At 48.6% G+C, this 23,285-nt stretch carries 17 protein-coding genes and 1 pseudogene; 11 read left to right on the plus strand and 7 right to left on the minus strand.

What is annotated here, in order from left to right; genetic code table 11:
- Positions 1–30 precede the first annotated feature (30 nt).
- The 7 genes from mltB to ACJJI0_RS20120 all read left to right on the plus strand — a co-directional run bounded on the left by mltB (position 31) and on the right by ACJJI0_RS20120 (position 8,224).
- Complete coding sequence (gene mltB, locus ACJJI0_RS20090) at positions 31–1,041, plus strand: lytic murein transglycosylase B (RefSeq protein ID WP_252083121.1); 1,011 nt, start codon at positions 31–33, stop codon at positions 1,039–1,041.
- 148 nt (positions 1,042–1,189) lie between these two features.
- Positions 1,190–2,056: a septal ring lytic transglycosylase RlpA family protein gene (locus ACJJI0_RS20095; RefSeq protein WP_444883941.1), complete on the plus strand. Its 867-nt coding sequence runs from the start codon at positions 1,190–1,192 to the stop codon at positions 2,054–2,056.
- 362 nt (positions 2,057–2,418) lie between these two features.
- Positions 2,419–3,564, plus strand: coding sequence for a D-alanyl-D-alanine carboxypeptidase family protein (locus ACJJI0_RS20100; RefSeq protein ID WP_252083120.1), 1,146 nt, complete (start codon positions 2,419–2,421; stop codon positions 3,562–3,564).
- Positions 3,565–3,740: 176 nt separating this feature from the next.
- Entirely contained in the window at positions 3,741–4,022 is a 282-nt protein-coding gene (locus tag ACJJI0_RS20105; RefSeq protein WP_252083119.1) for an HP0495 family protein, read from the plus strand.
- On the plus strand, positions 4,022–4,723 hold the full coding sequence (gene lipB, locus ACJJI0_RS20110) for a lipoyl(octanoyl) transferase LipB (RefSeq protein WP_252083118.1): 702 nt from the start codon (positions 4,022–4,024) through the stop codon (positions 4,721–4,723). Before ACJJI0_RS20105 ends, lipB begins: the two co-directional genes overlap by 1 nt.
- Complete coding sequence (lipA, locus tag ACJJI0_RS20115; protein WP_444883942.1) at positions 4,716–5,699, plus strand: lipoyl synthase; 984 nt, start codon at positions 4,716–4,718, stop codon at positions 5,697–5,699. The genes lipB and lipA overlap by 8 nt, the downstream gene beginning before the upstream one ends.
- 815 nt (positions 5,700–6,514) lie before the next feature.
- Complete coding sequence (locus ACJJI0_RS20120; RefSeq protein ID WP_252083116.1) at positions 6,515–8,224, plus strand: AMP-binding protein; 1,710 nt, start codon at positions 6,515–6,517, stop codon at positions 8,222–8,224.
- Positions 8,225–8,312: 88 nt separating this feature from the next.
- Here ACJJI0_RS20120 and ACJJI0_RS20125 read toward each other — a convergent pair whose 3' ends face one another.
- A complete protein-coding gene (locus ACJJI0_RS20125; protein WP_252083115.1) occupies positions 8,313–8,603 on the minus strand; it encodes a DUF1540 domain-containing protein in 291 nt (96 codons plus the stop codon).
- A 612-nt stretch (positions 8,604–9,215) separates the two neighbouring features.
- Here ACJJI0_RS20125 and ACJJI0_RS20130 point away from each other — a divergent pair.
- Complete coding sequence (locus ACJJI0_RS20130) at positions 9,216–9,734, plus strand: hypothetical protein (protein ID WP_444883943.1); 519 nt, start codon at positions 9,216–9,218, stop codon at positions 9,732–9,734.
- 126 nt (positions 9,735–9,860) lie between these two features.
- Here ACJJI0_RS20130 and ACJJI0_RS20135 read toward each other — a convergent pair whose 3' ends face one another.
- Positions 9,861–10,382, minus strand: coding sequence for a GNAT family N-acetyltransferase (locus ACJJI0_RS20135; RefSeq protein ID WP_444883944.1), 522 nt, complete (start codon positions 10,380–10,382; stop codon positions 9,861–9,863).
- A 134-nt stretch (positions 10,383–10,516) separates the two neighbouring features.
- A complete protein-coding gene (locus tag ACJJI0_RS20140) occupies positions 10,517–12,889 on the minus strand; it encodes an autotransporter outer membrane beta-barrel domain-containing protein (RefSeq protein WP_444883945.1) in 2,373 nt (790 codons plus the stop codon).
- 433 nt (positions 12,890–13,322) lie between these two features.
- On the opposite strand from ACJJI0_RS20140, the gene arfB reads away from it, so the two are divergent.
- The gene (gene arfB, locus ACJJI0_RS20145) at positions 13,323–13,730 is read left to right on the plus strand and encodes an alternative ribosome rescue aminoacyl-tRNA hydrolase ArfB (RefSeq protein WP_444883946.1); all 408 of its coding nucleotides are present in this window, start codon (positions 13,323–13,325) and stop codon (positions 13,728–13,730) included.
- Between the two features lie 317 nt (positions 13,731–14,047).
- Here arfB and ACJJI0_RS20150 read toward each other — a convergent pair whose 3' ends face one another.
- Positions 14,048–14,677, minus strand: a complete 630-nt coding sequence (locus ACJJI0_RS20150) for a DUF2799 domain-containing protein (RefSeq protein WP_444883947.1) — start codon at positions 14,675–14,677, stop codon at positions 14,048–14,050.
- Between the two features lie 685 nt (positions 14,678–15,362).
- Here ACJJI0_RS20150 and ACJJI0_RS20155 point away from each other — a divergent pair.
- Together ACJJI0_RS20155 and ACJJI0_RS20160 are read left to right on the plus strand one after the other, a co-directional pair.
- Positions 15,363–16,919 (plus strand): M20/M25/M40 family metallo-hydrolase, encoded by a 1,557-nt coding sequence (locus tag ACJJI0_RS20155; protein WP_444883948.1) that lies wholly within the window; start codon positions 15,363–15,365, stop codon positions 16,917–16,919.
- Positions 16,920–17,302: 383 nt separating this feature from the next.
- Positions 17,303–19,900: a TonB-dependent receptor plug domain-containing protein gene (locus ACJJI0_RS20160; protein ID WP_444883949.1), complete on the plus strand. Its 2,598-nt coding sequence runs from the start codon at positions 17,303–17,305 to the stop codon at positions 19,898–19,900.
- Positions 19,901–20,052: 152 nt separating this feature from the next.
- Here ACJJI0_RS20160 and ACJJI0_RS20165 read toward each other — a convergent pair.
- The 3 genes and pseudogenes from ACJJI0_RS20165 to ACJJI0_RS20175 all read right to left on the minus strand — a co-directional run bounded on the left by ACJJI0_RS20165 (position 20,053) and on the right by ACJJI0_RS20175 (position 23,240).
- Positions 20,053–20,784 (minus strand): annotated as a pseudogene (locus tag ACJJI0_RS20165) (glycerophosphodiester phosphodiesterase).
- A gap of 179 nt (positions 20,785–20,963) precedes the next feature.
- Positions 20,964–21,476 (minus strand): flavin reductase family protein, encoded by a 513-nt coding sequence (locus tag ACJJI0_RS20170; RefSeq protein ID WP_444883950.1) that lies wholly within the window; start codon positions 21,474–21,476, stop codon positions 20,964–20,966.
- Positions 21,477–21,581: 105 nt separating this feature from the next.
- The gene (locus tag ACJJI0_RS20175; RefSeq protein WP_444883951.1) at positions 21,582–23,240 is read right to left on the minus strand and encodes an FAD-dependent oxidoreductase; all 1,659 of its coding nucleotides are present in this window, start codon (positions 23,238–23,240) and stop codon (positions 21,582–21,584) included.
- Positions 23,241–23,285 lie beyond the last annotated feature (45 nt).

Here is a 23,285-nt window from a genome sequence, read left to right on the forward strand (position 1 = left end):
CAAATCAAAAACTGGATGTAGAGACGCGAGATGAAGACAGGAGCGGTGGTTTTGAAGTGGACCTCGGGACTATTGGTTGGTATGGGGCTAGCGCTGGCAGCTTGTGCACAGGAGCCCGGCCACGGCGATAATGCCGACGCGCAAAAGTTCGTGGAATATATGGTGCAAGAGCATCAATTTGACCGCAACGAAATGCAGGAACTGATGCGCAATGCCAAGCGCAAGGACTCTATCCTCAAGGCGATCAAGCGCCCCGCAGAAAAAGCCAAGCCCTGGTATCAATACAAAAAGCTATTTTTAACTCCGCAAAGCATTGCCGGCGGTGTGGATTTTTGGGATAAGAATGCTGAGGCCCTGGCAGAAGCTGAGAAAAAGTATGGTGTCCCAGCTGAGGTTATTGTCGCGATTATCGGGGTTGAAACCCGCTACGGTGGCAATATGGGAGGCTACCGGGTACTGGATGCACTCTCCACCCTGGCCTTTAATTACCCGCGCCGCTCTGAGTTCTTTACCAAGGAGTTGGAAAACTACCTGCTTTTAACCCGTGATCAAGGTATGGATCCTCTCGCGCTGAAGGGCTCCTATGCCGGTGCCATGGGTTACGGCCAGTTTATGCCTTCAAGCTACCGCGCCTATGCGGTGGATTTCAGTGAAGATGGCAAGGTGGACATCTGGACCAATACAACCGATGCGATCGGCAGTGTGGCTAACTATCTGGCCAGACACGGCTGGAAGCCCGGTGAGCCAACGACTGTATTAGCCAACCCGCGCCCCAATGCAGATATGACCATCGTCAACGATACCCTACAGCCCGAGTGGACAGTGGGTGAGCTGGCGGAAAAAGGTTTTAATGCTACCAGCCAAGTGGCACCCGAAATGCCCGCGATTGTTTTCTCTCTGCAGACTGAGCAGGGCAAGCAGTACTGGTTAGGCCTGAATAACTTCTCCACTATTACGACTTACAACCGCAGCCGCCTCTACGCCATGGCAGTGAATGAACTTGCCCAGGAGATTGTTAAAGCGCGCGGCGGAAAGAGCTGAGTTGGAGATAAATAATTCCTGAGAATAATTGCCAAAGCCGGGAACTAATGGTGATGGTGGTAATCAATAATTTTCTGTTTTACTAAGCAGTTATAGATAACAGCGGCTTGGAGACGGCAGCCTGGGGTTGCCGCGCGCCGGGGGGATTATGTTTCAGCGCAATATACGGCGAGTGTTCCTACTCGCCGCTTTGTTTTTGGTCGCTTGTGGCGGCCCGCAAATTAAGCCGAATAAGCAGGGCGAGCAGGACTTCGATAGCCTTAAGGATAGCGGCCCAGCCAAACCGGTAAATATGCTCGCTACGCCGGAGCCCACACCCGTGCGGGAACCAATCGGACCGGCGGGCAATAAAAGCCCTTATAAAGTCAAAGGTGTAACCTATCACGTGCGCCCTGCGGTTAAGGGCTACAAAGAGCAGGGTAAGGCCTCCTGGTATGGCACCAAATTTCATGGGCGGCGCACTGCCAATGGCGAAATTTATAATATGTATGCCATGTCCGCCGCGCACAAAACCCTACCGCTACCCAGTTATGCCAAGGTAACCAACCTGGATAATGGACGTAGTATTATTGTGCGCATTAACGACCGCGGCCCCTTTGTTCACGGCAGAATTATCGACCTGAGTTATACAGCAGCGCAAAAGTTGGGCTATGTGAACCAGGGCGTTGCCCGTGTTGAGGTAGAAGCGCTGGACCCAAATACCCTGCCACCGGTGACGGAAACCCTATTGGCTGGCGATGTAACTGGCGGTCTGCCCCAGGATGCCAGTATCCGCCTGCCGGAAAATACCTTCCTGCAAGTGGGAGCCTATAGCAGCCCAGCCCAGGCCGAGAAAATTCGGGCTCGCTTGGCTGCAGCAATTGACTATCCTGTTTCTGTCAGTCCGGTTGAGCGCAGTGGCAAGCAATTTTATCGGGTGCGCATAGGCCCAATCTCCCAACAGCGGGCCCTGGCCAATGCACGGGAAACTGTGCAGAAGAACCAGCTGGGAGAGCCCCAGGTTGTGTATGAATAAAACCCATCGGTAAAAGTGCGGTCCGAACGGTGAATATTCCAGTTTGTGGAGAAAGGTCACGGTTACCGGAGAACCGTAAATTCCTGACGATATTCTTTTCTCGAACTCGCTGAAAAACCCGTCATCAGCTGTGCCGGCAGCACAGGAGGGATAGCAAGTCGTTAGTGATCACCAATGGAATTGACGGTCATAGGAACGACCGTTCACAAAATACTGCGCAATGGCGCGAATTTTCTTGTATTTTGTCTTTATTACTGGCTCACGGCATAAGGTGATAAGCCTTCGCTGTGAATTAATCGCTTAAAATAAGTAATAGGTTAACAGCCAGCCAACGAACACGAGGATTAACGAGACTCTCACCTATGATCACACGGATTATCGCCTGCTCTTTTCTGTTGCTTTGTGCGGGCCTAGCCCAGGCGCAATCACTTATTCCAGCGCCGCCCCAGCTGGCGGCTACCTCCTACTTGCTTGTGGATGCCAATACCGGTCAGGTATTGGTGGAACACGAGGCTGATAAGGAGGTTCCTCCTGCCAGCCTAACAAAAATGATGACGGCCTACATTGTCTCGGAAGAGATGATCAAAGGCAGCATTAAAGAAGATGACAAGGTACGTATCTCTGAGAAAGCCTGGCGCAAGGGCGGCTCTAAGATGTTCGTTAAGGTTGGCGACCAGGTACCGATTATGGACCTGATGCGCGGCGTTATTATCCAGTCTGGTAATGATGCCAGTATCGCCCTGGCTGAGCATGTTTCAGGTAGTGAGGAGGTATTTGCTGAAGTGATGAACCAGCAAGCCGAACTGCTGGGGATGGAGAACACCAATTTTGTCAATGCTACTGGCTGGCCGGCTGAGGGGCATGTGACCACTGCCCGGGATTTGGGGGTTCTCGCACGTGCTCTGATTGCCAACCACCCGGAGCACTACGACATCTACTCCGAGAAGTATTTCAGTTATTCCGGTATCAACCAGCCCAACCGCAATCGCCTATTGTGGCGTGATTCCGCAGTAGACGGCATTAAAACAGGCCATACCGAAGAGGCTGGCTACTGTTTGGTGGCTTCTGCCATGAAGCGCGGTATGCGCCTGATAGCCATCGTGGTAGGCACCGATAGCGATGAAAAACGCGCTTCAGAGACCCAGAAGCTACTGGCTTATGGTTTCCGCTACTACCAGACCCACAAAGTATATGGGCAGGGCGAAGTACTGCAGACCGAGCGTGTCTGGGGTGGTAAAGAACCCAGTGTTGGCATAGCGGTTGAGAAGGATATTTTTGTAACTATCCCACGCGGTGGCGAAGAGGGTATCAAGGCCGACCTGATTGTGGATGGAGAGTTGGAAGCTCCCGTCGAGAAGGGTCAGTCTGTTGGTAAAGTTGTTGTGACTCTCGATGGCGAAACTGTCGCGGATGTTAAAGCGGTCGCCGCAGAAGAGGTAGACCGAGCCGGTTTCTTCAAGCGCATGTGGGATTCTATCAAGCGCTTTGTTATGGGCTTCTTCAATTAAATTTGCTCAGTTTTGACCAGCCAGGGGTGGCAATTTTGCCTCCCTGGCCGGCTCGCCCGGTTCCCTGACCAGTTCCTCTGTCATTCCCTGTCCACTGCCCTGCGCTCACGGTATAATCGCCGCCCGGCTGCACCTAAGCTTTTCTTAATGTCCAAAGGCCGGTCCCGGAGAGTGGTATGAGTCAAGATCCCAATCAGAAACCCCCGAAGATTGAATTCCCTTGCGAAGACTATATGGTCAAAGTGGTACGCGATGCCAATGAGGACGCGCATCAGTTCGTTCTGGAAGTTATGCGTCGCCATGCCCCCGGTTTGGATGAGGAGCGCGTTACTCTGCGGGATAGTAGCAGTGGGAAGTTTACCTCGATGACCTTTTTTATCCTCGCTACAGGTGAGGACCAGCTCAAGGCCCTCTTTGAGGAGTTGAAAGTACATCCTGCGGTTCATATGGTGCTTTGATGACCATTGTCCGCAACCTAGCCCGGCGGGACTACGAGATCGTCTGGCGTGCCATGTCCCGATATACCGATCTTCGTGATGAAAGTAGCGCAGATGAAATTTGGTGTGTGGAGCATCAACCGGTATTTACCCAGGGGCAGGCCGGCAGGGCAGAGCATCTGTTGAATACCGGTGATATCCCAGTGGTGCAGGTGGACCGTGGTGGCCAGGTGACCTATCACGGCCCCGGCCAGCTTGTGGTTTATCCATTGCTAGATCTACGTCGCGCCCAAATCGGCGTGCGCGATCTGGTGACGGCCTTGGAGAAAGCTACGGTAGCAATGCTGGCAACATTGGGTATAGCGGCTGCGCCTCGTGCTGATGCACCAGGGGTCTATCTCACGGAAGGGCCTCGCAGTGGCAATAAAATTGCTTCCATAGGCCTGCGTGTGCGCCGCGGCTGCAGCTTCCACGGTATTGCCATCAATATCGATATGGATCTGGCCCCTTTCCTCCGAATTAACCCCTGTGGATATGCCGGCATGCAAATGGTGCAGATGGCCGAGTTATTGCCACAGGTACCCTCCTGGGAACAGGTGGCGGAAATTTTTGTGCGCGAATTACTGCGTACCTTGGAGCTGCCCTCGGCCAAGTGGCAGCCACTAGAAGAACATGTATTGGCGCAACTGAGCGCGGAACAGCAGGAATTGAGTAATGGCTGATAAACCCGATCTGGTGCCGGTAAAGCGCACCCGCCGCCTTCAACAGGGGGAGAAACTGCGTGATGGTGACAAAGTAGAGCGTATCCCAGTCAAGGTTATTGCCAGTGATACTGTGCTGCGCAAACCCGACTGGATCCGGGTGAAAGTGCCAGCCTCAAAAGAAGTGGATCGAATTAAGAGTATCTTGCGCTCGCAAAAACTCTCCACCGTATGTGAAGAAGCCAGCTGTCCGAACCTGGGTGAATGTTTTAGTGGCGGTACTGCCACTTTCATGATCATGGGGGAAATCTGTACCCGCCGCTGCCCCTTCTGCGATGTTGGCCACGGTAAGCCCAACCCTCTGGACCCGGAAGAGCCCAAGAATCTGGCGGAGGCCATTGCCGCCATGAGTCTGCGTTACGTGGTTATTACCTCGGTGGATAGGGATGACCTGCGCGATGGGGGGGCTCAGCATTTTGCCGAGTGTATCCGCGAAGCTCGCGAGCTCTCCCCGAACCTGCAAGTGGAAATCCTCACCCCCGACTTCCGCGGGCGCATGGATATTGCACTGGATATCCTTGAAAAGCAGGCACCGGATGTATTCAACCATAACCTGGAAACCGTACCGCGCCTTTATCGTGAGTCCCGCCCAGGTGCCAATTACAAGTGGTCCCTAAAGCTGCTGCAAGAGTACAAAAAGCGTCGCCCGGATGTACTAACCAAGTCAGGTTTGATGGTGGGCCTGGGTGAGGAAAAGGAAGAAATTTTCCAGGTAATGGACGATATGCGCGAGCATGATATCGATATGCTCACAATCGGTCAGTACCTGCAGCCGAGTAAAGAGCACCTGCCCGTGCAGCGCTATGTACATCCGGATGAGTTTGAGGAATATCGTCGTTATGCAGAACAAATCGGCTTTAAGCATGCCGCTTGTGGTCCGCTGGTGCGTTCTTCATACCATGCAGATAAGCAGGCTCATGGTGAGACAGTAAGCTAAAAATAAGTAAATAAAAGAGGGGAGAGTTGGATGAGCTTTCCTCTTTTTTAAGATACTTTAATTGTAACTTTTATCTTCCTCATCCTTTATCCTCTCAACTCTATTGCGCATAAAGTTCTTCGCAGCAGTGAGTTATTTAAAATAACTTTTAATTTAGTAAATATTTTTCACTGGTTGAGTGTTTCTAGCGAAGCTTTAGTCAGAGTCAGCGATGGTCTGCTAATTCGATTATGATTCCAGTTTTTATCTTTTAAAAAACGATACTGTTTAGCTCTTGTCATTTATGTGAACACACATTTGCTTTGACGGTTTAGGCTGGAAAGTAATTAGATTTTTTAAAGTGTGAAAGTATAAGAATATAAGTATTCACAATTATTACTACCGTGATTATAGTTGGTACTAGCTAGTCATCTCTTGCGCCGTAAGCTTTTCTAAGTTTTTTCATTAACTCAAGCTTTTGCCTTTCCACAAAAAGTGCACCAGATACTATCTTATTGCAACCTCATTGCAGCGGACTGGGTAGTCTACACTCTTGCTGAAGTGGTACATCCTTTCGTAGTGCTTAGTAATTGCACTAAGCGAGCATATTCAGTAACTTTAAGTTAAATAATAACGATAAGTTGACGTTGACCTATATATTTGTGACTGCACCTCTTAGAAAGCTGCTAGTCAGAGTGCACTAAAATGGTGATTTAGGTGCGCGGTCAATTGAATTGGCGATCTGGAATTTAAGTCGCTGCTATTACCCAAGTGCAGGGTCTTACAGTGCTATCCAATATCAAACCATAATAAACACAATAATGAGAGAGAAAGCGATGACTCCAGAAGAGCGATACGAGAAGGTGAAGGGCCTGCAGCCATTGGAGCTTCTCTACAAGAGAGAGGCGGAAGAACCGGAAACGGTATTTCTTCGTCAGATGCAGCGCCGCGAGTGGCAGGATTACACTTGGCGTGAGGTAATGGATCGGGCCAGACGTATCGCGGGTTACCTGCGCAGCCGATTCGAACCAGGCGATCGAATTGCAATTCACGGTAAAAACTGTGCTGACTGGATCATTGTTGATGTAGGTATCATGCTTGCTGGTATGGTTAGCGTGCCTCTGTATCCTGGGCAATCTGCATCCTCTATGTCTTATGTTTTGCAGCACTCCGAGTCGAAATTGCTTTTTTGTGGAGCTACAGATAACAATGCCGCTCTTCAGGAAGTGGCGGACACTCTACCTTCGGTAGCGATTCAGCGCTGTGAAATACACTGCGATGAAGAGTTGGGGGCTGTTATCGCCTCTAATGAACGCTATGAGGAAAGTCCCGTTTTTAATGAGGATGACCTCTTCACCATTATGTACACCTCTGGCACTACCGGTAATCCCAAAGGCGTGATGCATACATGGTCGTCGGTAGTCTTTGTAGTACCCAATATGATTCGTGGTTATGGCTTTAATGAGAGCGACCGCGTGCTTTCCTATCTGCCTTTGGCCCATGCTGCAGAGCGAATTCTGGTGGAATTCCACTGTCTCTATTCAGGTACGCCGGTACACTTTCCGGAGTCCCTGGATACTTTCCTTGAAGACCTACAGCGTACTAAGCCCACTATGTTCTTCTCGGTTCCCAGGTTGTGGACCAAGTTTAAGGAGGGAATTGACGAGAAGATCCCGCCTGCGTTGCAAAATGTATTGCTCAGAATTCCGGGCCTGAATAGCTGGTTAAAAAATAAGGTACGTGCCGGGCTTGGATTGGATCAGGCTCGAATGCTGGTAAGCGGAGCCTCACCAATTTCCATCGAGCTATTGCGCTGGTATGAGCGTATGGGAATGCAGATAGCTGATGGCTATGGGATGACGGAAAACTTCATCTATGGCTGTTTTGTGATGCCTGGTGAGGACCCCGTACCTGGTACGGTGGGTAAACCTTACCACGGTTGCGAGGTGAAAATTTCTGATGAGGGTGAAATCCTTTTCAAGAGCGGCTCTCTGATGAAGGGGTATTACTTGGAGCCAGAGAAAACTGCAGAAGCCATTCGAGATGGTTATTACCATACCGGGGATTCTGGTTTTATCGATGAGAGGGGCTTGCTGCATATTACAGGCAGGATCTCTGAAACTTTTAAAACGAGTAAAGGAAAATTTATTCAGCCCAGCTTACTGGAGGGACACTTCGGTAATGAGACCCTTTTGGCACAACTTTGTGTGTTGGGGCATGGTATGGATCAACCTGTGATGTTGGCGACCATATCGGAATCTGCGGAAAAGCTTCCTCGTACTGAGGTCAATGAACAGTTGCGACGTATACTGGAGTCAGTTAATGAGCGTTTACCGTACCATGAACGTATCCGGGCAATTTTTATCTGTAAGGAGGAGTGGACTCCGTTAAATGAATTTCTGACTCCCACTCTAAAAATTAAACGCAAAGTGCTGGAATCCCATTATCAACCACTCTTTAAGCAGCATGCGACTACTCAAGGGGTAGTTTGGGAGCCCCGGGATATCAAAGAGAAGTCTCAACGGGATTTACAAGCTGTAGATTAAGATCGTGTAATGCCTTAAAAGAAAAAGCCCGATAGCGGATAGCTTTCGGGCTTTATTATTGGGGGGGAACTTGCCAGCTGATCCAGGCTCAGTGGGTATAGCTTAGGCAATTTGTTGAGTTGCCATTGCGCCCAACCTCTATACGGTCCGCTGAACATTCGAAGTCATCGTTAAATTTACAGTCTTCCATTTTACAAGCGCCAACACCCGCGGTGCGGGAACTGCGGGTGTGCCTGGAATTAGTGAAGAAAGTGTCGCAATCTGGGTCCGCGCCTTCACCTATGGTTATCGCCCTGGCGTGGCAGGCATCATTAGCATTATAGGCACACTGAGTTGCGGCACATTTGCTCACTTCAGGCATATCTGTCGCGATTATCATGGCTTTCTTCTCCTAGATTAATAAGTTGGAGACTAGCTTAGCGCCGTGGCATGTCAATAAAGAAACCATGATTTTTGTAAGGCATTAAAGCTTTATCATATTTGTCTTTAATTGATAGTGTAATTACTCAATGGAAATGATTTAAATAGACAATTATGATTTAAAAGTAGTTGTTTATATTCATTTTCGAAATTTCACGATTCTTGGCCGTGTCGACTATCTCTTCAGATGCAATGTTTCTGCAAAAAAACAATATTTAATTTATTGGCCTGGATGCCGGTCCAAGATATTGACTAATCGAATAGCTCAAAAGTAAAAATTTATTTTTTTAATTGTATTTTGATTGTATTTGTAGGGACGATATCTGGTAAAGATTGGACTTGTCTCTGGTGATAAGCTACCAATCAACGCAGTTCATAACTTGGTTTGGAGTTCTGATATAAAGAGAAGGGACTTTTGGGTTCAAATGAAGAATAGCCATCTTGAAGTTTTACTGCTGTAGTCAATCAGTGTCATTACGTGTGATTACTGTCAGCATGAAATCTCTTGATTGGTATTGTTCTCATGCCTACTATCCGCCCCCTGTTCATGGTCTTTAGATTGAGGGGATAAATGAAAAAAATAGCTGTGCTGGTATTATCTGTCATATTTCTAGCCTCCTGTGGAGAAAACTCAACGCCAGAGGATTTGGCAGAGGATCTTGTAGATGCGCTAACCTCCCAGGATCAGGAAGGCTACAACGATTTATTTATGACAGCGGAAGATCATGAAGGCTTGATTGAGTTGGCTCTAAATGCTGATATTCGTGAATCCAGTAAAAAAAGTTTTATGAAGCGAACCAATGAGTTGGTAGAGAAAATGCAGGGTGCAGATTATATACGTACCCAGAAAAGTAGAGTTCAAACCGCTTACAAGAAAATCCTGTTGAAAAGTAAAAATCATTCCTTTGATTGGGATAAGGCTGATCTGGAGTCTATTGACTACTCTATCGAAACTAAGTTTGGCGTTGAGCGGGCAAAACTTGTTATTACGATGGAATACATGGATATGAAATATAAAATTAATGCCCCCAGAATAATAAAAAGCCAAGATGGTTGGAAGTTGGACCTGATGCCAAGCTGGAGAGGCTAAGTTTAGGTCGCTGAGTCGGTGGTTGAAACTGTCGGCTCAGAAGAGACATTCTATCCAGTCATTTTTCATGAGTTGGTCATTATTGGTGGCAGTATTTTTGGACACCAAATGACTTCTGTTATTCTGTTAAGCTTCCCATGCCATCAGGAGAAGCTCTTCTGTTTCCCCTGGTAAAACAATCTTTTTCTCTACTTGAAGCCCAATTTTATTCAGCAGCTTTATTGAGGATGTGTTTTCGGGTAGCGTGATCGCGACAATTCGCTCTAAGTTTAATTGGTGTTGAGCATATTCCAGCACGGCTTGTGCTGCCTCTAACGCGTAGCCTCTGCCTCTATATTTTGCTAAGAAAGCGAAGCCAATATCTACATCATCAAGACAGTCCCGCTTGATTAAGCCGCATATACCAATGCCGATACCATTGCCAAGTTCAACTTTATAGAGACCAAAGTTGTACTTGCGGTACATGGCTATTGGCCCTTTTTTAATGTAATCACTAGCCTGCTCAAGAGTGCGCACTCCGCGATCGCCAATATATCTCACGAAGTCCTTATCATTGAGTAGGTTGAGCATCAGTTTCGAGTCACTTTCACAGAGCTCACTGATCACTAAATTAGGTGTTGTGATTTGAAACATACTGGTTTTTTTCACAATGAGGGTTGGCTTTGTATTGTGCCGGTAAGCTGTTTATATAGCGAGAAGGAGGCTCGGGAGGAACTTAATTGTTAGGAGAGGGAAGAGAGTCGCGCCCCCTGAGGGGCGCGAGTGTTAGCGCTATCGCTGGATTAGAAGCGGTAGGTAACATTGACCGATGCTTGCTCAGCCGCTGGGCGTGAGGTCACATTGGCACTTAAAGCGAGGGAGTCAGCCGCTTGCCAGCGAATACCAGCAATCAGGCCCATACCATCGTCGAAGAGGCCTTGGTCCACGCTGGAATAGCTGGGCATAGCGTTCATGTTACCAGCCATAGACTTAACACCTACCTCAAGGGTATCTGTGTCAGTACCGTTGGTATCTTCATACCAAACCTGCGCGTAGGCATTGATGGTGTTCCAGCTCTTATTGGCAAAAGCACCGAAGCGCAAGGTGTTGTAGTCACGCTCTTGGTCACCGTAATTCATGCCCAGGGGGTCGTACTCATTACCCATGGAGTCGGTGTAAGTAAAGCCCTCGATGGCCTTTTCGGTATAGCCGTCAACTTCCATGGTCGCTCGGGTTACGCCGATGAAGGGCCCTAGCTGGAAGCTTGCTTCGCTAAACAGATTGGCACCAACCGTCAGGCTCAGAGTGGTATTTTCACCGGAGGTATCGCCTTCCAGCTCGGAAGCAAAATTATTGCCGAGGGTCAGGGCGCGGTTTGCCTGGTCGAAGTCTACATCGGTCAGGGTCATGCTACCTTCAACGAAGAATACATCGTGATGGAAGCGGCCAAACAAGCTGTAGTTGGTAGAGGTGGACTCGATATCGGAGCGGGCGTTATCCACATCGATATCGGAGCGGCTCACCGCGAAGCCCAGTTCCAGGTTGTCGCGAAGGGCGTAGGTCATACCGATCAGGTTGGCATTACTATCGCCGCTCATATCGGCGGCAAAGCCGTTGTCGTAATCGATATCACCGAAAATGCCACCAGCAAATACTGCGGTTTGGGCCTGGCTATAGCGTACACCAGCCAGGTTTTCATCCAGGCTGTTAATGTGTGTGCGAGCAGCCTGAGCGCCGATGTCAGGCAGCTGACCGGCGACCTGAGCGGCATTCACAATAGCGGTGTAGTAGTCGGCGAGAACCTGCTGACCAACTTGGGTGGGGTGAACGGTATCGTTGAAGATCAGTTTGGATGCATCGGCAGTGTCCTGGCTAATGCCGTATACAGGGTGCTCAATGCAATCACCGCCGCTGCCGTCAAAGCAATATTGGCCCTGGTCGAATTCTGTAGACAGGCCCAGTTGGCCGGCATTATTCAGGGCCACCTTGAGCAGGCCGGCTTGGTCGACCATTAGAACGCCGTCGATATCTTTGGCTTGAGCCAACAGGTTGGCATTAAAGCCTTCGGACGCCTTACTTGCATCAAGTAAAGCTTTGTCAATAGCAGCCGTCAGTTGAGCATCAGCCTCATCTTGGGTAACCAGGCCTGCTGCTACTGCCGCCTTAAGCTGAGCTGCGCTCTCACTGGAGTCTACAGCGTCTTTAACGGCCTTATAAACAGCTGGAGTCTTGCTGATATCCGGCACGTTGGATACCAGAATATAGTTAGCCCCTGCGTTGGATAAGGCGCCGGCAGCGCTCGCGAGCATCACGGATGCCAGACCTGCATTTGCAGTGGCTTCCTCAATGCTCATTTCACCTTTGGCGACACTTTCAAAGCCGCTCAGTAAGTCATTGCCGCCGCCATTTACCCAGTAAAGGGCGTTGGCGTCGGCAGTTCCAAGAGTGGTCTCCAGGTAACCTCTACCCAAAGGGTGTGGGTTGCCAGAAGTACCTAATTGTTCTAGAGCTTGATCAGCCTCGCCTTTGGCTGCTAATGCTTGTTGCTGATACCCGGCAGCAGCGACTAAATCACCTTGCGCTTTCGCAGCTTCTGCCATAGCGGCGTAGGTCCCAGCTTCGGTTAACTTCTGTTTTAGCAAGCCGGCCAATTGTTGGTCTGGGTAGGCTGGTTTTCCTTCCGCATCTACAGCTGGCATAAAAGCGCTAAGAAGATTATGTCGATTGACGTCAGCGTCTAAACCATTAGCTTGAAGGAAAGCCATGTAGTTCTCGGCACCGATAATATTCATCAGTACGTCAGCAGCTTTGTGGCCACCAACAGCCCATACAGACCCTGCTTCGTTGACTCCGTTAAAAACCTGCCGCGAAACATCTGCTTCAAGCTTGGCGGGGTCAGTCATCAATGCAGGGTCAATACTGGGTAGGCAGAGAGAAGATTGCATACCAGCACAAGATGCTGTTAAAGAGCCCAGGCCAAGATTCTGGGACATGACATTGATAGCGATATCATTTGCATCGCCACCATTAGTGAATACATCGTAGTTGCCTACGTCGGTGAGGCTGTCACCAAAAGCAATAACCTGGCTGAAGGCCGATTCTTCTGCAATTGCAGAAACGCTGGTAAGGGATGCAAGTGCAATAGCCGCCGCAAGGCTGCGCTTGGCGTTAGGCATGGTTTTCTCCTAGTCGCGGTAATGGCACACCCGCGGAGACATCGGGAGGAATCCAGAGGAAACAACTGGGCGTGCATCTTTATTGTTTTTTGTTCCTGTACCTCAAGGAAGCTTGGCAATACTAGCGGATTTGACCCAGACAATAAAATAAGTCACGGGTTAAGTGGCTGGCTGCTTGGTCATCCCAAAATTGGGGGCCTTGAGGCACGCACAAAGTGGCGCAATAGTACTGAATGATTCTTTTTAGGTAAATGCGCTATGGCTTTTTAATCGTTCGATTCATGGTGCGTCTGATTAATGGGAAGGGCAAGTGTTTTTCTAAGAATGAGGGGTACCAGGGTACCGAAAGGAGAGTGTCCTAAAGAGTGATGAATTTCAGTAAAATATAAGTTCTCACCCTGATGGTCGTCGAGTTGGTTTTGGATTTGAAATTATGTTAAGTGCCCGTCTAAAGATTAACCTGGCTGATGTGCAGTTCAGCGCTGTCCGCGCCCAGGGGGCGGGTGGTCAGAATGTAAATAAAGTCTCCAGTGCAATTCACCTAAGGTTTGATATTAGAAGCTCCTCTCTGCCTGAGGCGGTTAAGTCCAGGCTACTACAATTACGTGATCAGAGAGTTTCAGCTGATGGTATTGTGGTTATTAAGGCGCAGCGCTTTCGGACCCAGGAGAAAAATCGGGCAGATGCTTTGGAGCGTTTACAGCAATTGGTCGAGCAGGTATCCAGGGTGGATAAGCCACGTATAGCGACGAAACCCAGTCGAGGCTCAAAGGAGCGGCGCCTGAAAAATAAAAATCGCCGCTCTCAAGTAAAGGCGATGCGGGGAAAAATTAGGGACTAAATAAGCAATTTCTTTAGTCTTCTTTTTATAATGACTGTTTTTATAGAAGCTAAATAGACAGAGCCCAGAGAATTTAGTGTTAGCTAGATACGGTTAGAGTTTTGTTTCAGCCGTTTATTTTAGAACAAAAATAAAATAAAACTATACTCCCAGTAAATTATATTGGATTCTGCATTAGAAACTTATTTTAAGGCGGAAGATAATAACTCTTTACAGTTAGGGCTATTTGAAGAGTAGCGTTAATAACTAATTTGTTCATGCTCCAGGTCGTTTAATGAACAGTTTCTCTTCTCCTCCGCCCGGGTTTACCCTGTTACTTATTGTGGGTAGGGAGATATAGCCAATAAATCCTGATATTCCAATTGTCTTTGTGTCAGCTCGAATAGTAGGTCGTCAATCTCTAGTCCCAGCTCGGTATGGCGCACTTTAAGACGTGCGATGTCGGCCAATAGGGTAACCCGCTCTTCGCGTGTCGCTTCATCTTCAACCAGTTGGGCACCTATTTCAGTCATGTCATCTAGGAGGTGCTCACGTTCCAGCTCCCGATCGTGAATAGCCGCTTCAATTTCTTCAACTGCAGTTTTGGCAATGAAAAGATTCCGGCCGGTTTCATAGCCTTTCAGAAAGAGCCCTTCAAGGCCCGCGGGACAAACGCCGGCGTAGTTTTCCCCTGAACGCCCTTCAGAAAAGCCGCGTAGCTCTGTACAAAAAAGTTCTAACCCCTCATCCCGCCCGATGCGGTAGGAACTGGTATTGAGCTGAACACCATACTTTGCACAGGACTCCCGTCGTTTGCCCATGTAACTCAATCCTCTTCCTTCGGCGCCGTCTTCATAACCCAGTGCCTGCCAGTCGGCTACTTGGCATTCATCTTTGCTCATGGTGGCGCAACCGGTGCTTAAGAGCGTGATGGCGACCAAAGAAAGGGTTCCAAATCTTAGCTTCACTGCTGTTTCCTATGATCGGGATAAAAGGGCAACTTACCTGAGCCAACCTGACTGTAAGCTGAAGAGAATGGGTTAAAGGCTCATAAACCTTGTGCGATACCAAAGTGTCTCTGCACTCTCTACATAAGGTGAAAAAGAAGAGGGGTAAGAGTTGAGGCATAGAGTTAAGAAGGCAGTGTAATTCATTGCTCGATAGGACCTGTCTAATCCAATAGAGTTTATTATGTTGAGTGATTTCGATCGTTTTCTAATAGCCCTTTATTAGATTTAATTCGCCTGGTGATTGTCGTTCTCTATTCACAATAGTGAAACTTTTTATATTCAGAATTTTTTAAGTTCTCTTCAGTCTTAAAAATTATTATTTGTTTTTTGGTGAGTGGTGCTAAATTGTTCAAGTACCATTTTTCTGTTGGTGCTTGTTTCTTTGATTTTTATTGAGTTTTTCTATCTGTTAACCCCAGCGTTTATCAAAGTTTAAATAATAAAAATAAATCCATATGTCGTACAGTATTTCTTCTTGAGTCAGGTTGCGTATTTAAGAACGTTTTTTATGGGTTTTTTTAACTTCGTCGGCATCGAAGCATGCTGTTTGTGCAAGGATTTTGCATGAGTCTCCAGTGCCTCCCAGCGTTTTTTGGGAAATTGCCGACTTACGCTGGGGGAATCAATCAATGTGGAGAAGATAATGAAAAAAATGATTTGTACATCGCTACTAGGGTTACTGGTGGTACCCGGTGTAACTTTAGCTGAGGACTTGTGGATAACGATCGGCAGTGACGGTTATCAATCCCTGAAAAAAAGCAGTGCGTTAATGGCTAAGGAGCCCCTGAATGCACTAGGAGAGCGCAATGGTATAACCATATTGAAGGTGAATGAGGATAATTTATCCGAAATTTCTACGATAATGCATAATAGCCACAATCGTTGTGGTGGCTTTATGGTGCATGATTCCCTGCAGGAGGCGCAAACTGCGCAGCTCTCTCCACTGGCTAACACTGTGTCGAGTATTGCCAGCTATACCATTGATAATGCAAATGTGGTGAATGCCCTACAGGCGGAAATCTCTGAGGCAAATATTCGCTCGACAATCACCAGCCTTTCCAATTTTACCAATCGCTATTACACCACTACTACAGGCGTAGCTGGTGCTGAATGGATTCGGGATAAATGGCAAGCATTGACTAGCTCTCGCAGCGATGCATCTGTGCAGCTCTATAGCCATAGTTGGGCTCAGCCTTCGGTCATTCTCACTATTCAGGGGCAAACAAACCCTGATGAAATCGTGGTATTGGGGGCGCATTTGGATTCCACCGTTGGCTGGGGTACCGGGGAAGGCACCAGGGCACCGGGTGCCGATGATGATGCCTCGGGTATCGCCACTCTGACCGATGTGGTGAATGCCATAGTGGCAACAGGTTACAAGCCTGCAAAAACTCTGGCTTTTATGGGGTATGCGGCAGAGGAGGTTGGCTTGCGTGGTTCCGATGATATTGCTACGGATTACAAGAACCAAAATAAAAATGTGGTTGGTGTTCTACAACTGGATATGACCAATTATTATGGTTCAAACAGTGATATCTATATTATTGGTGATTACACCAACAGCTCACAGAATGCCTTCCTGAAAGATCTTGCTCAGACCTATCTGGGGAACCTTAGTGTCGGCACAACTACCTGTGGCTATGCTTGTTCGGATCATGCCTCCTGGCACAACCAGGGCTTCGCGGCCTCTTTCCCTTTCGAGGCCACATTTAATGGCTCTAATCCTTATATCCACACTGTCAATGACACTTTAGCCAACAGTGGTGGCGATGCAAATCACGCTGTGAAGTTCGGCAAACTGGCTGCCGCTTATGTGGCAGAGCTGGCCAAGGGATCCATTGGTGATGATCCAGGTCCTGATCCCGACCCGGATCCCGATCCCGATCCAGGTCAGGAGAAAACGGAAAGTTTCTCTGGCAGTGTGACTCGTGGTGGAGAGGAGCATTACGGGCCATTTAGCGTGACACCGGCAACCAATTTTGTTGCGGATATGACCGGCACCAATGACGCTGATCTATACGTGCGGTTTGGAGCAGCCCCGACCTGGCGCTACTACGATTGCCGGCCCTACGAGAATGGTTCAGCTGAAAATTGTTCGCTACAAGTGCCGAGCGGTGATAGTCAAGCTTTCATCATGGTTCGCGGATACAGCCGTCAAACTTCCAGCTTTGAGCTGGATGTCACCTATACCCCGCAATAAAAAAAGAGGGCCCAGGGATTTTTCTTCCCTGGGCCTATTATCTCCATCCTCGATTTTAAAATATCAGTAAAAAAATGACATGATTGGCAGTTAAGGCTGGCAGTCGGCTCTGACAGTCATTGCTATAAATTAATTTAAACGCCATGGATTTTGGTTTCCAGAGTAACTGTTGTCTAATCGAACGAGGGAAAATGCCAAAAAGTGAAAATCTTTTAGCACTGACGCCAAAATTTGCAGCTATCTTGGCGAACTGACATATTCCCACAGAAATAAGTCGCGCACAGTTATTGAAATTGTGCGCATGAAAATTACTGTGCATCACTTATCAGGGGTAACCTGTGGTGTGCTGTCCGAATTAATAATGAGAAGAGAGGACGGGCAATATGCAAACCCATTTGCTAAAACCTTTATCGTTGGCAATCGCCATCGCGCTGACTGCTCCAAGTGCTTTTGCGCAGGATCGAAATGAAAAATCTTCGACAGCCGATGATCGTACTATGGAAGAGGTGATTACTACTGGTACCCGTAAGGAAGGTGTTTCCCCAACAGAAACTCTTTCACCGGTTGACGTAGTTGGCGGAGAGGAGTTGGCAGATCAAGCAGGCTTTGACCTCACTGAGTCTCTGGCAAAAATTGCTCCCTCGTTTAATACCCAGCGCTTTCCCATCGCGGATGGTACGGCATTTATTCGTCCAGTAACCCTGCGTAATTTGTCCCCGGACCAAACATTGGTACTGGTCAATGGCACTCGTCGGCATCGTTCTGCCCTGGTGAATTTACAGCTGGCCCCTCTGGGTACGGTCAATCAGGGAGCTCAGGCGGTGGACTTTTCCACGTTGCCTTCACTGGCTATCGAAAGAGTCGAGGTGCTGCGTGATGGTGCTTCGGCCCAGTATGGCTCCGATGCTATTGCCGGCGTGGTTAATATCATCTTAAAGGATGATGCTGAAGGTTTTGCTCTTTCTGCTCAGACTGGTGAATATTTTGAGGGGGATGGAACTCGTAATTCTTTTGCCGCTAATGCTGGTTTCAACCTTTTTGATCAGGGGTTTGTTAATGCCACTGTAGAATATTCCAAAGCTGATAAAACTTGGCGTGGTGTCACTCACAATCGCGCAGAAGAAGTAGGTTCTATTCTGGGTAGTAATCTGGTGCCTCTAGATGGACTTGGTCAACGCTGGGGTGATCCGGATGTGGAGGCTCTGAAATTTTTTGTCAATAGTGGCCTGGATATTAATGAGAATGTAGAGCTATATGGTAATTTTGGGTATTCCAGTAATGAAACGATTTCTGATTTTTTCTATCGCGAACCGGTGCTGGATCCGGAATATGAATTTGCAGCTGAGCCGACTTTACAGAAGGATGATGATGGCGATTTTCTTCCCGATGCCGCCCCTCAGTCACTGATTGATTATATTGTTGCTCAAGGCTTAAATCCGTCTGATTACCTGGTAGCGGATGACTCCAGCCCCAGTGGCTATGTATTGCGCAATCCGATTTATACCCAATTCCCGGGTGGTTACAATCCACAATTTGGTGCGGAAATTCAGGATATCTCCGCTGTAATAGGTGCTCGTGGAGAATTTCAAAATGGTTTGACCTGGGGTCTGCGTGCTCGTGTTGCAGAGAATGAGGTGGAATATGTATTGAAAAACTCTATTAATCCCAGCCTCGGGGTTTTGTCACCCACTAGTTTCAAACCGGGCACCCTCACCCAGGAAGAGTCCAGTCTAAATGCAGATTTTGTGAAACCTATTGATGTTGCTGCCTTTGCCTCCCCACTGAATGTTGCTTTTGGCGCTGAATGGCGTGAGGAAACCTATTCAATTGGAGCTGGTGATACTGCATCTACTGAGGTTGGCCCAACAGCGGTGTATTTTGGAGTGGGCTCAGATGGTTTTCAGGGGTTCTCCAAAGACTCAGACGGTAGTTTCAATATTGAGAGTATTGCCGCTTATATCGACCTCGAAGCGGATGTTACTGATGCACTAACCCTTGGCGTGGCGTTGCGCTTAGAAGAATATGATGAGTTTGGTTCCACCTCCGACTGGAAGCTTTCAGCTCGTTACGATGTCAATGAGAACCTTGCTCTGCGCGGGACAGTGAATACGGGCTTCCGTGCGCCAACACCTGGGCAAGTGAATACCCTTAATGTCACTACCACTGCAGATTCCAGTGGTAACCTGATTCCGAGTGGTACCTATCCGGTGGACCATCCGGTAGCAATGGCCTTGGGGGCAAAAGAGTTGACGCCAGAGGAGTCGACCAGCTTTACCTTAGGGGCAGTGTTTACACCGTTTAGCAATACCAGCGTCACTCTTGATTACTACAACATTGACATCGAAGACCGCCTTGCATTGCGCAACAATAAAATCGGCGCAGAAGAAATCGAGCTGCTACAGAATGCAGGGGTAGAGGATGCTGCCTTATTGAAAGACAGCAATGCCAACTATTTTGTCAATGCATACGATTCAGAAGTTTCAGGTATCGACTTGGCCATTACCAGTGATTTTGAAGTGGCAGGTAATTTACTGGTTGTGGATTTACGTCACAACCACAATAAGCAAGAAGTGAGTAAAGTAGAAACTAATACGATTAATGCCTCCAGAGTCTTCGACCTGGAAAATCAGGTGCCCAGTGATCGCACAACTCTGACTTTTGATTTTGATACAGGTGATTTGTTTAGAGGCTACTTAAGATTCAATCGCTACAGTGATTGGGAGTCTACTGGCGGTTTGTTTGGTCCTGGTGATGCTACGGATACCTACAGTTATGGTAGTGAAATTTTGGTGGACTTGGAGGCGACCTTTACTCTCTATGAAAATTATAAATTATCCATAGGTGGTGAAAATATTTTTGATGTGCAGCCCGATGATGAACTAGACGGTACTCTGCAATATTTAGGCGTTCGCCATGCTCTGACATCACCGTTTGGTTTTAACGGCGGCTTTTGGTATCTCCGTGCGAGTGCAGAGTTTTAGTGGATTGGGTTTTTTGATTGGGGACTGGTATCAAGCCTTCATTAATTGATAGCCGATGCCAATCAAAATTTACTCTGAAGTACTTATTGTAAGCAATAAAAAACCCGGTATTTGCCGGGTTTTTTTGTTCATGGACCAATCTCTATGAAGACTCAGATCGATTTTCCGCTCGTAATAACCTGCATATTGAAGTCCAGTACTATCTTTGGTTGATCAGTAAAAACACCGTCCACACCTTGAGAGGCTAGGAGTATCAGGTCATCAGGGCTGTTAACCGTGAAGACATAGTTTTTTAAGCCTCTCTGTTTTGCATCGGCAATCAAATCAGCACTGATAAAATCCAAGCTGGTATGCAGGGAATAAGCCTTCAAAGGCACTGTGCTCGCGGCTAAGTCGAGGGGAATACCACTGAATAAAACTCCGCGGCGCACACTGGGTATCAGTTGTAAGCACTCGTGGAGCTGTCGGTGATCAAAAGAGGAAACAATATATTGATCAAAGCTTACGCCCTTGTCGCTGACAAATGTTTGTATTTCTTTGGCTACTAGCGCAGCTGAATTTGGACCCTTGATCTCTATATTGAGTTGGGCGTTACTACCGATTAGCTCCAGTACTTCACGCAGGGTTGGAATCTTATTACCGCAGGGTAGGGGGCGTTAGCGCAGGGCGTCTGGATGTAGATCAGTTATTAGCTCGTTGCCGGAAAGTAGTCTACCCAGGCGCCTATCGTGTGTTACCAAGAGCTGCCCACCAATATTCCAGACATCGATTTCAATACCATCAACATCCAACGCCAATGCTTGGCTGATGGCCTGTAAAGTGTTTTCACTGGCCTGGCGTTGGTATCCCCGGTGGGCAAAACAGAAAAGTGTGCTTGGGCCCATTGTTGCTTAACTCCCCCCGATAATTTTTAAAAGCTTATTATTAAATGATGAGGCAAGGGTGATTTAAGTCTATCGGTTGTTAACCCAGCCAGACAGGCAAATACCTTTATAGGTTTGGAAAATTTAAAAGGGGGCAGAGTGCCCCCTTAAAAGTCTTGATGGTGGAGCCTCTGGGTTTTTTATTCTCCAGACAAGGCGCGGTAGCGTCCGCGGTGGAATATTAGGGGTTCGCCGCCGAAAGCACTGAACTCCAAAACTTCTCCCAGCAGGATGGTGTGATCCCCACCTTCAATACACTGAACACGGCGACAGTGGAAATAGGCGGCGCACTCTTCCAGGCGAGGTATTCCATCTGGGCCCTCGCTCCACTGAATCTGCCCAAACTTATCGGCCCCGCGACCGGCAAACAGGTTGGAAACGTGTTGCTGATCTGCGCGCAGTACGTGTACTGCAAAGTGTTCGCGGGTGGTGAAGGCCTCGTAGCCCAGTGATTGTTTGTCGATACTCCATAGAACCAGTGCGGGGTCCAGAGATACTGAATTAAAGCTGTTGGCGGTCATCCCCGCAGGCTGTCCCTCAGAGTCCTGCGTGGTAATAACGGTGACCCCAGTAGCGAACTGGCCCAGAGTATCGCGCAGCAGGCGACTTTGTTGAGGGGAGGGAGTGATAATGGAGCTTCTTTCTGTCGACATACGATGGTTGCTTGTACAAAAACTGTGCTAGCCAGCCATTTTACGGCAAAAGCGTACTGATTGCGCGTCTTGCCTCGCAAGCTAGTAAAAGAAGCTCGAATATCGTTATTCGAATGACTTATTGTCCATAAGCGGCATGCACTCACTCATCAGTCGCTCCCTTTCTGTAATTGCGGCGCCAGTCAGTGCGAAACCGAGCAGTTCTCCCCTACTGTTGCGAAACTCGGCACAGACGCCTTTTGTGTCTTGAGATACTTGCCAGCTGCCCTCGGCGCCTGGATGGGGAGGGCAGAGGGTTGTGGGGCGCAGGGTTGTTTTAACCGCAACCGGTATAACGCCGTAGTGTACGGGACTGGGATTACCGCTAAGGGTTTGAGCCAGGGCGCGGGCACAAGTCATTAGGGGAGCGACGTAAAACAGTTGGTGCCCCTCTACCTCCGCACAGTCGCCAATGGCAAATATATGCGGATTGTTACTCTGTAATTTCCGGTCTACGGCAATTCCCTGCTGAATTTTCAGTCCCGCAGTTTCAGCCAGGGCAGTATTGGCTTCAAGACCCAGTGCCGCCAGGGCGATATCTGCCACTAGCGTCTCACCGTTATCCAGCAGGGCTTCAATACCTTTAGGATTTTGATTTAGGGAGCGAATGGATTTCCCCAGATAAAAACGAACGCCACTGTTATTGAGCACCTCCTGGAGATCGCGACCGGCAGCTTCTGGCAAGAGAGAGGCGAGCGGCCACTCCTGAGGATCTACCACAGCCACTTCATATCCGGCTTGCACCAAATCATTGGCAAACTCACAACCAATCAGACCTGCACCGATCAGGAGGACCCGCTGGCAGCCAACGAGCGCGGTGCGAAAGCGGTGGTAGTCTGTCAGGTTGTTAATTCTAAATAGCCTTGCGTGGGCATTGCCCGCGATAGCCGGCAATTTGCGGCAGTGGGCACCAGTCGCCAATATCAACCTGTCGTAAGGAATATCTGTTACGTGGTTATCAACATCCTGCTGCAACTGTAATGTTTTGCTGTGGGGGGAAATTGAAGTAACACGGGTATGTACGAGAATCTGTGCGTCCAATTTACGCGCCATTTCTTCGGCACTGGTTTGGCATAACTGCTGGGCTGTTTTTCCATGGGAAAGGGAGGCTGATAGAAGGGGTTTAGAGTAAAAGGCCCCGTCATCACTGGAAATCAGAACCAGGGGGGTTACAGAATCGAGCTTGCGAAACTCCAAGGCTAGGTGATAGCCGGCCAGGCCTGTGCCGACAATCACTAGTGGGGCTTGATTCTCGTTGGAGACTTCACCGCCACTTAGCTCAGTGTCATTTTCTATAGGTTTTGATGCCGGAGTCACCAGCACCATGTCGAAGTCTTCCTTACCCACTCCGCATTGCGGGCAGCTCCAGTCCTCGGGGATATCCTCCCAGCGGGTGCCGGGAGCAATGCCTTCCTCTGGACACCCCCTGGCTTCGTCGTAGACCCATCCGCACACCATGCACTCCCAGAGGCGAAAAGTAGCTGTGCCCTCATGAGTTGGTAACGGGGAGTCAAGCGCGGTATCAAGTGGAGAAGGGGGGGGGGCTTTTTTATCCAACTCACACATTGCAAAGTCTTGCTTGTGTGCTCCGCACTGGGGACAGCACCAGTCTTCGGGGATATCTTCCCAACGGGTACCAGGGGCTATCCCATCCTCAGGCCAGCCCTTGGCTTCATCGTAGATCCAGCCGCAGATTTGACATTCCCACTGGCGATAGTCTGGCATGGTGCCCCCGTGCTAGCTAGACAGTAGCCGGCTGTAGGGCAACCG

This window comes from Microbulbifer mixtoriginis (SeqCode), from assembly GCF_052466695.1.